Raw genomic sequence first — 10,393 nt, 5'->3', positions numbered from 1 at the left:
CCCCTCCCCTCATCCTCCGGTCGCCCCCACTCCGGAGACCAGCGCGCCTGGATCATCGAGTGGATTCCCTCCAACCGCGGTGCTGTGCCCGACTTGTGAGGTACCGTCCGCGCAGGCGAGCGCGGACGCCCGGCTCGCCCGGACGAAGCCAGGAGGCAGCGGTGGCACCCCGGCCGGCAGGCGAGGCGGACAAGTTCGGAAACCGGTACGAGGGAGCCTGGACGATCCGGCACGCCCTCTACGTACTGCTGGGCAGAGGGACGTCGATCACCCTGGAGCCATCCGCTCCGCTGGGGGACGGTGTCGAGTTCGCCTACCGTCACAACGGCGGGACACAGGTGCACCAGGTCAAGCGGCAGAACCGGAACGCGAACAGCTGGAACGTCGCCTCGCTCCGTGACAAGGAGGTGTGGCACAACCTGCGGACCCATGTCGAGGCCGGCCGCGCATTCCACTTCGTCTCCGTGATCCCCGCCCGTGCCGTCGACGAACTCACCGACCGTGCCCGGCGCTCGGACGACGCCCGTTCCTTCACGTCCGAATGGCTCACGCGAGAACTCCAGGGACCCTTCGACACCCTGACCGCCCGCGACATCTACGGCTCGGCCGAGACGGCCTGGCACATGCTGAGGGGGCTCTGGGTGGAGTGGCCCAACGAGCGGGACCTCGTGAACACCAACGCCGTCCTGGCCGAGCAGGCGCTTGCCGGTGCCCCGGGGCGGCTCGCGGCACTCGCGCTCGGCGACCTCCTGCTGAACAGCTCGGGCACCACCCTCGACGGCCCGACGATCGTCGACCGGTTGCGGAACTACGGCCTGCGGCGGGTCGGTCTCGTCGACGGGGGCGGGGCCACGGACGCGGTGAACCGGACGACGCGACAGTGGGCCGCGAGCGTCGGACGTGAGCTGCTCCGTCCCCCGATCCCCCGCCGAGAGGCCGATCGCCTCGTGGCCCTGGCCACGACTACCGACACCCAACAGCTCATCGTTCTGACCGGCACCGCCGGTGGCGGGAAGAGCGCCGTACTGCACCAGGCCTTCGACGAGCTCGACACCCAGGGTGTTCCGGTACTCGCCTTCCGTCTCGACCGGCTGGCCCCGTTCGACTCGACGCATGAGCTGGGGGAGCGCATCGGCCTGACCGGGTCCCCGGTCGGCGCCCTTGCGGCCGTCGCCGCCGGGCGGCCGTGCGTGCTGGTCGTGGACCAGCTCGACGCGGTCAGCCTGGCCTCGGGGCGCATCCCGGACACCTTCGACGCGGTGGCCGACCTGATCGCCGAAGCGACGGCGTACCCCGCCCTGCGCGTCGTCCTCGTCTGCCGCGCGTTCGATGCCCAGGCCGATCCGCGGATCCGTCGACTCACCGCACCGGAGCGCTGCACACGTATCCCACTCGAACCGCTCTCCGACGCCCAGGTGGACGCCGCGATCACGGGCATGGGCCTGGACGCGTCCGGTGTGGCGCCGCAGCAGCGCGCGCTGCTTCGGTCTCCGCTGCACCTCGTCCTCCTGGCCCGGATCGCCGACCAGCGGGAACCCCTCTCGTTCCGCACCACCAAACAGCTCTTCGACGCCTTCTGGGACACCAAGCGGACGGAGTGCCTGCGGCGTCTGCCCTCCGTCCGCTTCCACGACGCGATGGCGGCCGTCGTCACGGCCATGAGCACGCGGCAGCGGCTGTCCGTGCCCGACAGCGTGCTCGACACCGACGACCTCGCCGCGAGCGGGGCCGTGCTGGTCTCCGAGCACCTCCTTGTCCGCGACGGTCGACAACTGGCCTTCTTCCACGAGAGCTTCTTCGACTACGCATTCGCCCGGGGCTGGCTTCGGCGCGACGAGAGGCTGGTCGGCTTCCTCCTCGACGGGGAGCAGGAGCTCTTCCGCCGGGGACAGGTCCGCCAAGTCCTCGACCACCTGCGTGACCTGGAGCCGGAGCGGTTCACCGAGGAGGTCGAGGCATTGCTGACCGCCCCCGGGATCCGCTACCACCTCAAGGACCTCACCTTGGCCGTGCTGCGTGGCCTGGAGGACCCCACGGCCGGTGAGTGGGGCACCGTCGCACGCGTACTGGACGCCCGGCCGCCGTTCCAGGGGCAGTTGGTGAACACGATCGGCAGTGCGGCCTGGTTCCGCCGTGCGGACGACGAGGCGGTCATCGAGGAGTGGCTGAGCAGCGCCGACGTGAGGGAGCACGACTGGGCGGTGCGGATGATGGGCGCCGCCGCCGATCGATTCCCCGACCGGGTGGCGCGTCTGCTGGCGCCGCACGCCTCCGATCCCAGGTACGGCTCCTGGCTGGCCTGGATCATCCGTTTCGCCCGCCTCGCCGACGGCAGGGCGCTCTTCGACCTGGTCGTCGCCGCCGCACGCGCGGGCCTGTTCGTCGACCAGGAGCACCTTCTCTGGCGGTCCGTCCACGAGCTGGCCGACGAACGTCCCGCATGGGTGGTCGAGTTGATCGATGTTCTGGTGTCGGGGCGACCGGACGCGCTGCGCGTCGACGAGGACGGCAGAGTCGCGCTCCTCCTCTCCCGGGACCACTCGGCCGTGGGAACGGTCACCGCTGCCGCACTCGGCGCGCCGGAGGAGTTCTGCGCCCGGCTGCTGCCCGTACTGCTGAAGGTCATGGCCTTGACCTCCCTCGCGCAACGCCCCGGCCGCCCGGTCCACGACAGGCACTTCGCATTCCGCAGCCCCGACAACACCCCGCACGACCTCGGCGGCGCCCTGCTCCACGGCACGGCGCAGGCCCTGAGGATCCTGGCGAACCGGACACCGGATCGCGCCCGGGAGCTCGTGGCGGGACTCGCCGACTCGCCGTACGAGACCGCGCAATGGCTGCTCTACCAGGCCCTCGTCGGGGCGGGCCCCGCCCTCGCACCATGGTCCGCCGCGATCCTGCTGGAGGGCACCCACCGGCTGCTGTCCGGTTACGTGTCCAATGCCGCGTGGACCGCACGGGAGGTCCTGGGCGCCATCGGCGGCACGGTACCGGACAGCACCCTCGCCCGGCTGGAGCACCTGATCCTCGATCTGCGGCTCCCCTCCGACGGCACGCTGTCGCCCTGGCACGAGTTCACTCTGCTCACGGCGCTCCCCGAGGACCGGCTCTCCGAGCGGGCGCGACGTCGGTTGGGAGAGCTCCGCAGGCGGCATGCCGATGCACCGGCGCCGGCGGAGCCGACCGGGGTGACCGGCGGCATAATCGGCTCGCCGATCCCGTTGGAGACGGCCCGGCGCATGAGCGACGACCAGTGGCTGGGTGCCATGCGGAAGCACAGCGAGGACCGCACCGACTGGTCCACCTGTACGGGTGGGGCCCGGGAACTGTCGCATGTGTTGCAGAACATGACGGCCGAGGACCCGGGCCGCTTCGCGCGACTCGCCGCACGGATGGGTCGTTCGCTGCATCCCGCCTACGGGGGATCGCTCCTCCTCGGGCTGGGTGACGCGGAGCCCGTCGACAACCCCGATACCGTGTTCGCGGCTGTCCGTCACCTCGCGAGCCAGAACAGGACGGCGCACGACCGCTGGCTGGCGTGGGCGGTGCGGAAGTACCTCCCCGTCGTACCCCTCGACCTGGTGGAGGCCCTCCTGACCTGTGCTCTCGCCACCGTCGGCACCGAGGAAACAGAGACCGCCGAGGGGGTGAGTGATCGGGAGGAGGATCGCGATCTCCACACCGCCGGGATCAACACGGTGCGCGGCAGTGCCGCCGACGGCCTGGGTGATCTGCTCCACCACGACACCGACGGCTCGCGGGCCGCCCTGGTGATCCCTCACCTGAGCGCCCTGGCCGGCGACCCGTCCCTCGCCGTCCGCGCGTGTGCGGCTCACACGGTGCACGCCGCGCTTCGCCACGACCGCCCTGCGGCGGTAGCGGCCTTCGCAGTGCTCACCGACGCTCCCGACCACCTTCTCGCCTCACCCCAGGTGTCGCGCCTGCTCGTGGCCCTGTGCCACGGCGACCCGGCGGCGGGCCGACCGATGATGGAAAGACTGCTCCGCTCGCCCACCGCGCCGGTGCGCCGACTCGGTGGGCAGGTCGCGGCGCTGGCCGCGATGGAGTGGGAGATGCCGGACCTCCTGACGAAGGTGCTCGCCGGGCAGGACCCTGCGCAACGACAGGGTGCCGCCGACGTGTGCGCCCGACGGCTGGTGAACACCGGGGACGCCGCCCTGGCGCACCGGGCGCTCGTCCACTTCTTTCACGACCCCGAGGAGACGGTACGGGAGGCCGCCGCCGGCGTCGCCGTCGCCTTGCGCGGAGAGCGGCTTGGCCCCGTCCGCCGCACAGTGACCGCGCTGATGGAGTCGGCCGCGTTCGAGTCGGCCCTGCCCCAACTGCTGATCACGCTCGAGGAAGCCCCGGACCGGGTCGACGAGTTGGTCCTGACGTGCGTACGGCGCTTCCTCACCGTCTTCGGGGCCACCATCGCCGACCTCGCGTACCCCGCGGCGGCCGACGCCCACCAGATCGGGGAACTGCTGGTCCGCGCCCACAGCCAGGCCACCTCGGCCGCACGCCGCTCCGAGGTTCTCGACCTCCTGGACGACCTGCTGCTCCTCGGCGCCTACGGTGTGGCCGACGCGATCGGCAGCGCCGACCGGGGCTGACCTCCTCGGCGCGCGGAACGGTGGTGCTCCGACTGCGCGCCGCCGCGCGCCCGCAGTGCGTCGGTGCACCGGAACCTGACGGGATTCCCGCACCGCCCCGGCAGCGGCGTGCTCTCCTGGGCACATGAATGACACCCCGCACACAAACGGTCGCTCACCGTTCCTGCACGGCCTGTCGGACGAGGCACGCACGGCCCTCGAACACGTGGGCACCCGGCGCCGCTTTGCCGCCGGGGACGTACTGATCAACGAGGGGGACCACGCCCAGGATCTGGTACTGCTCCACCTGGGAGTGGCGAAGGTGACCGGCCGCCTGGACTGCGGCCGCACGTCGCTGTTGGACATCAGGATCGCCGGCGACGTGGTGGGAGAGGTCGCCGCGCTGGACCTGGGCCCGCGAACGGCGACCGTCACCGCCTGCGGTGACGTGGTTGCCACCGTCATCCCGGGGACCGAACTGCCGACCCTCACCCGAACCGCCCCCGAAATGTTCAGCGCCCTCAGCCAGGTGGTCTGCGACCGGCTGCGCCGGTCCGACCGTTTGCGGCTGGAGTTCGGCGGCTACCCGGTCCCGGTCCGGCTGGCCCGGGTGCTCGTCGAACTTGCGGAGTCCTACGGACGACGCGAGCGGAGCTCGGTGCGCATCGAAGTCAGCCTGACGCAGGCCGAACTCGGCGCCCTCATCGGGTCCAAACCGAGCACCGTGCACAAGCGGCTCACCGACCTGCGGAGAGCCGGACTCATCACCACCGGCGAACGCCAGACCTACGTACGGGATCTCGCCCGACTGCGCGAGGTGGCCCGGCTCAGCATGCCGGCCACCCGGCGAACCAGCCAGAGAACCGCCTAAATACGAGATCCTCGGCGACTCGGCCACCACCACCGCACAGTTGGCGTGCACCACACCCAACACCCCTGGAAAGGTGGCGAGTTGTCATGATCGATCCCTCGACCTGCCGAACGTCGGACACCGTCCCGCACCGCCGGCTGTGCCTGGCCGCGGACCTGGAGCAGTACAGCCGCCTCGACACCCGGGCCCAGTCGGACGCCCAGTACGACCTCGTCCGGCTGCTGGACGAGGCGGCTGCCAGGGCCGGACTGGACCGATCGGGCTGGACCCGCCAGCCGCAGGGCGACCTGGAGCTCGCCGTCCTCCCCGAGAGCACCTCGGAGACGACCGTCCTGGGCTCCTTCGTGGACCAGTTGGTGTTCTGCCTCGGAGCCCTCAACGCGCGCCCCGCCTCCCCGCGCCTCAGGGTTCGGCTGGCCATCGACACCGGTGTCGCCGCGGAGGCCGCCCTCGGCCACGCCGGCCCCGCACCGGTCGCCGTGGCCCGCTTCGTGAACGCGCCCCAGCTGAAGGGAGCCCTGGCCGCCCTCACGTCCGCGAACCTCGCTGTGATCGTGTCGGACCGGCTGTACCAGGACATCGTGCGTGGAGGGCACCCCGGCCTCGACCCGGCCCAGTACCTGCGTGCCCATGTGCAGGCCAAGGAGTTCGGGGGCTACGGATGGATCCGGGTGCCGGGCCACGGGCCGGACGACATGCGCGCGGTCACGGAGGGCCAGGAGGAGCCGCGACCGTCACCCGAGCAGCCCGTCACCAGTACGGGCTCGACCTCCCAGAACGTCCACCGGGGCGTCAACGTCGGCCGGGACGTCGGCGGCGACGTCAATGTCGGCCTGCCCGAGATCCCCCGACCGATCGGCCCCTGGCGGGCCTGGTGAACGACCCGGACGAGGATCTGCCCCCCTTCCACGGCGGCGGGACCCAGCGGACCGGCTACGGCGTCAACGTCGGCCACGACGTGCACGGCGGCATTCACTTCCACCCGCCCGCCCCTGCCGGCCACTCGTCCCGGGCCGGTTCGAGAACCACGAGTCCGATCCCGGCGAAGCACCTCGCGTCCCTGCGGGCGGCGCTGACCTCGCTGATGCGCACCTGCGCGCGAGTCGCCGGAGTGCTGTCCACGGTCGGCCCCACCGGGCCGGAGAAGGAGAACCAATGACCATGCCCGAATCCGGAGGCGCGTTCGCCGTGATCGACCGAGCGCTCTTCGACCCGACCGGCGGTGCGCGGCGAATCCTCACGGTGAGCAGCGGACCTCACGCCCCGGTGCAGCTGTCCCCGGCGGAGTGCAGGGAAGCCCTGTACGGGAAGCAGCACAACGAGGCCCTGCGCGCGGCGATCTGGCGGCAGGCGGCCGCCGAGGCCCAGCAGGAGCCCCGAGGCGGCGACGGCACCGGCCGTTCGCTCCTCCTCTGGCTGACCCTTCCCGGCCTGTACCGGAGCCTGCACCGGATCCTTCGTGCGTTCGGGGTCGAGCGTGGCGATCTGGAGGCGGAAGCCGTTCTGGCGGTGCTCAGCGCCCTCGACGAGACCGACCCGGAGCACCCCGAGACGGGCGGACTCCTCATAAGGGCGGGGGTCGGCGGCATGTGGGCCTACGCCGGCCGAGTCGCGCATGAGATCCCCGTCGTCGACGTCGCCCGTTTCGCGAACGCCCGTAATGCCACGGCTCGGCCCGACGGGCCGCCTCAGCCGGCCGACGCCTGGGAACTGCACATCGCACCCCCGCCCCAACGGGACGGGTTGGCCGCGACGCTGCGTTTCACCACGTCGCGGACCCGACGGGAAGGGGAGCGGCTCGGCGCCCTCGCGTACTGCGCGGGCCTGCCCGAGCTGGTCTTCCGGGCCCGGCGACACGAGGAGGAGAAGCTCATCGGCACACTGGCACTCCGCCCCGCGGGAGCCCGGCGGTGAGCGCGCGGTCCGGTCCGCCGCTGGGGTTCGCCGAGGCCTTCGACCTGCCCCTGAGTGTCGATCTGCGTACCGCCGCCCGCGCGTTCGGGGTCTGCCCGGGGACCGCGTACAGGCTGATCCGCCTCGGGGCCTTCCCCTGCCCCGTGCTGCGGATGGGCCGGCGCTACCGCATCCCGACCGCGCTCCTGCTGCGTTCCCTCGGCATCGAGGAACGCCCTGTGTACGCCGCTGACCTCCGGGCCGGTGCCGGGTACGCCGCCCGGTTCGACGACAACCACCCCCATGGAACGGAGGACCCCTCATGAACGGGTCGTCGGCTCACCCGCAGCAGTCCAACCGCCCGTGGACGTGCTTCGTCATCGGCTCGATCGGCGATCCGTACGCCGAGCACGGCAGCCCCGAGCGCGAGGCGTACGAACACCACCTCGGGATCTTCGAGCAGGTGATCGCCCCGGCGTGCGCGAGGTACGAGATCACCGCTGTGCGCGCCGACGGCATCGCCCACGCCGGCGACATCAACGAGCAGATCTGCCGGCACGTCATCGAGTCCGACCTCGTCATCGCAGACGTCAGTGGCGGCAATCCCAATGTGATGTACGAGCTGGGGCTGCGTCACATCACCGGCAAACCGACGATCCACATCGGGGAGGCCGGCCAGTTGCCCTTCGACATCGCGTCGATCCGGACGATCCGCTACCGGCGGACGCGCAGTCATCTGGCCGGGGCCCGCCGGGAGATCGAGACCGCCCTGGAGGCCGGCCTTCGGGACGGCTTCGAGATGCTGACGCCGGCGCGGGTGCTGCTCGGGCTCCAACCCGGTGGCGAAGCGTCGTCCACCGAGGAGACCGGGGAGGCGGTCGACGACGACCCGCCCGGTCTGCTCGACGACTTCGCGGCACTCGAGGACGGGCTGGACGCGATGACCGCCCACGTGGAGGCCATCACCAGGACGATCGAGACAATCGGAACGCTGAGCGAGCGGAGCAGTGCCGAGATGCGCGACCTCACCCAGGCGAACGCGCCAGCGAGCGCGCGGCTCGCCGCAGTGGCCCGCTACGCTGACTCGATCGGCACACCGGCCAAGGACCTGAACACGGTCGCCGGGGCGTTCGCCGAGCGGATGACGGCCCTGGACAGCGGAGTGAGGGCCGCGCTGGGCCTCGTCGAGTCCACGCCGCCCGACGAGCGCGACGAGGGAACGGAAGAGTTCCTGGAGCAGATCATCTCCTTGAGCGAGTCGGCCCGGGGGGGGTTGTCCCAGGTCATCTCCTTCGGTACGTCCGCGAGCGATCTGGTCCGCCTCAGTCGGCACCTCAGGGCCCCGATCAAGGACATCTCCGCCGCAGTCAAGCGGATGACCACCGGCATCGCGTACACGGAGGAGTGGGCCGGCAAGGCCCGCACCCTGTCGCAGGGCGTCACCGTCTGACGCGGACCGGACGGAACCCGGACTCTCCGAAGTCCGGGTTCCGCACCGCCCCGGCCCTCGGCCGGGGCGGTGGCCGCTAGAGCCAGTTGCGGCGCTTGAAGATCAAGTAGAGGCTCGTGCAGACGAGGGCCATGAGGGCGATCGCGAAGGGGTAGCCGAAGGCCCACTGGAGTTCGGGCATGGTGGTGAAATTCATGCCGTAGACCGTTCCGATCAAAGTCGGGGCGAAGAGGATGGCGGCCCAGGAGGAGATCTTCTTGATCTCGTCGTTCTGGACGTGGCCGGCTTCGGCGAGTTGCTTCATCTCCTCGTTCTGGCGCTGGGAGACCAGGGTGGCGTTGACGGTGAGGATGTTCTGGAGCATCTGGCGGAAGCCGTCGACGCGCTCGGCCGCGTAGGTGGCGTGGTCGGCGACGTCGCGCAGGTAGCGGCGGAGTTCCTCGTCGGTGCCGTACTTCTCGAAGCCCGCCTCCAGGCTCTGCATGATCTCCAGCAGTGGCCTGGTGGCGCGCTGGAACTCGATGACCTCGCGGGAGAGTTCGTAGATGCGCCGGGAGACCTGCGGGTCGCCGCCGAAGACTTCGGTCTCGATCTCGTCGATGTCGTGCTGGAGGCCGGCGATGACCGGGGCGTAGCCGTCCACCACGGCGTCCAGGACGGCGTAGAGCACCGCCTCGGGGCCGAGGGCCAGGAGTTCGGGGTCGGCCTCCAGGCGGCGGCGGACCGTGGAGAGGTCGGGGGCCTGGGAGTGGCGGACGGTGAGGACGAAGTCGGGGCCGACGAAGAGGTGGATCTCGCCGAAGTCGACCTCCTCCACGTCGTCCAGGTAGCGGGCGGCGCGCAGCACCACGAAGAGGGTGTCGCCGTAGCGCTCCAGCTTGGGGCGCTGGTGGGCCACGATGGCGTCCTCGACGGCCAGTTCGTGCAGGTTGAACCGCTCGGCGGCCTCCAGCAGCTGGGCCTCGGCGGGGCGGTAGAGGCCGATCCAGGCCATCGTGCCGGGCTTGCCGGGCAGTTCGCGGTAGACGCCGGCGAGGTCGGTGGCGGAGGCGACCCGGTGGCCGTCGCGGTAGACGCCGGCGTCGACGACGGAGCGCTCCAGGCTCACGTGCTCGACCGGCTGGTCCGGGCGCGGGTCCATCGAGTGCTCGGGGGCGGGCTGGGCGGGCGTGGTGCCGCCGGCCGGGTTGGTTCGGGTGAAGGGGAGCTTGCTCGCACGCACTGCGCGCACACGCCAGTCGGACATGACGGGGTACCTCCGCGGTTCGGGGGCCGCCGCACCGGACACTGCAGGTCGGGGGTGCGGGGCAGGCGGGGGGCGCCCGGTCGTCCTCCACCGCGCACGGCGCCCTGGCCGCGCGGCGCGCCGGATCAGCGGCGGGCGGTGCGACGGCGTGGGTCGGGAGCGGTACGGGAGGAGGGGCACCGGGTGCCGGGAGAAGTGAGGGACGTCCTGGGGAGGGGCCTACTTCGACCCGGACTACTACTGCACTCCATCGCTCTCACCTCCTCGCCGTCGGGGCGCCCGTGCGGGGTCGCCGTAACCGGGTCACCAGGAGGCTCCACACCGCCGAGCGGGCGCGC

At 71.5% G+C, this 10,393-nt stretch carries 8 protein-coding genes; 7 read left to right on the top strand and 1 reads right to left on the bottom strand.

Annotated elements, in window-relative coordinates:
* The first annotated feature begins 161 nt into the window (after positions 1-161).
* The 7 genes from ADK60_RS06270 to ADK60_RS06240 all read left to right on the top strand — a co-directional run bounded on the left by ADK60_RS06270 (position 162) and on the right by ADK60_RS06240 (position 8,809).
* Entirely contained in the window at positions 162-4,616 is a 4,455-nt protein-coding gene (locus ADK60_RS06270) for a hypothetical protein (RefSeq protein ID WP_053643907.1), read from the top strand.
* A gap of 124 nt (positions 4,617-4,740) precedes the next feature.
* Positions 4,741-5,466 (top strand): Crp/Fnr family transcriptional regulator, encoded by a 726-nt coding sequence (locus ADK60_RS06265; RefSeq protein WP_053643905.1) that lies wholly within the window; start codon positions 4,741-4,743, stop codon positions 5,464-5,466.
* Positions 5,467-5,552: 86 nt separating this feature from the next.
* The gene (locus tag ADK60_RS06260) at positions 5,553-6,344 is read left to right on the top strand and encodes a hypothetical protein (RefSeq protein WP_234370962.1); all 792 of its coding nucleotides are present in this window, start codon (positions 5,553-5,555) and stop codon (positions 6,342-6,344) included.
* Complete coding sequence (locus ADK60_RS06255) at positions 6,341-6,625, top strand: hypothetical protein (protein WP_053643903.1); 285 nt, start codon at positions 6,341-6,343, stop codon at positions 6,623-6,625. The genes ADK60_RS06260 and ADK60_RS06255 overlap by 4 nt, the downstream gene beginning before the upstream one ends.
* Positions 6,626-6,627: 2 nt before the next feature.
* Entirely contained in the window at positions 6,628-7,380 is a 753-nt protein-coding gene (locus ADK60_RS06250; RefSeq protein WP_159400322.1) for a hypothetical protein, read from the top strand.
* Positions 7,377-7,685, top strand: a complete 309-nt coding sequence (locus tag ADK60_RS06245) for a helix-turn-helix domain-containing protein (RefSeq protein WP_053643899.1) — start codon at positions 7,377-7,379, stop codon at positions 7,683-7,685. Before ADK60_RS06250 ends, ADK60_RS06245 begins: the two co-directional genes overlap by 4 nt.
* Positions 7,682-8,809 carry a hypothetical protein gene (locus tag ADK60_RS06240; RefSeq protein ID WP_053643897.1) on the top strand — a complete coding sequence of 376 codons (1,128 nt, stop codon included), beginning with the start codon at positions 7,682-7,684 and terminating at the stop codon, positions 8,807-8,809. Before ADK60_RS06245 ends, ADK60_RS06240 begins: the two co-directional genes overlap by 4 nt.
* A gap of 76 nt (positions 8,810-8,885) precedes the next feature.
* Here ADK60_RS06240 and ADK60_RS06235 read toward each other — a convergent pair whose 3' ends face one another.
* Positions 8,886-10,055: a magnesium and cobalt transport protein CorA gene (locus ADK60_RS06235; protein WP_053643894.1), complete on the bottom strand. Its 1,170-nt coding sequence runs from the start codon at positions 10,053-10,055 to the stop codon at positions 8,886-8,888.
* Positions 10,056-10,393: the final 338 nt, after the last annotated feature.

It is taken from the genome of Streptomyces sp. XY431 (assembly GCF_001279805.1).
Taxonomy (GTDB): Bacteria; Actinomycetota; Actinomycetes; order Streptomycetales; family Streptomycetaceae; genus Kitasatospora; species Kitasatospora purpeofusca.
This window is presented reverse-complemented; position numbering and strand designations above follow the sequence as displayed.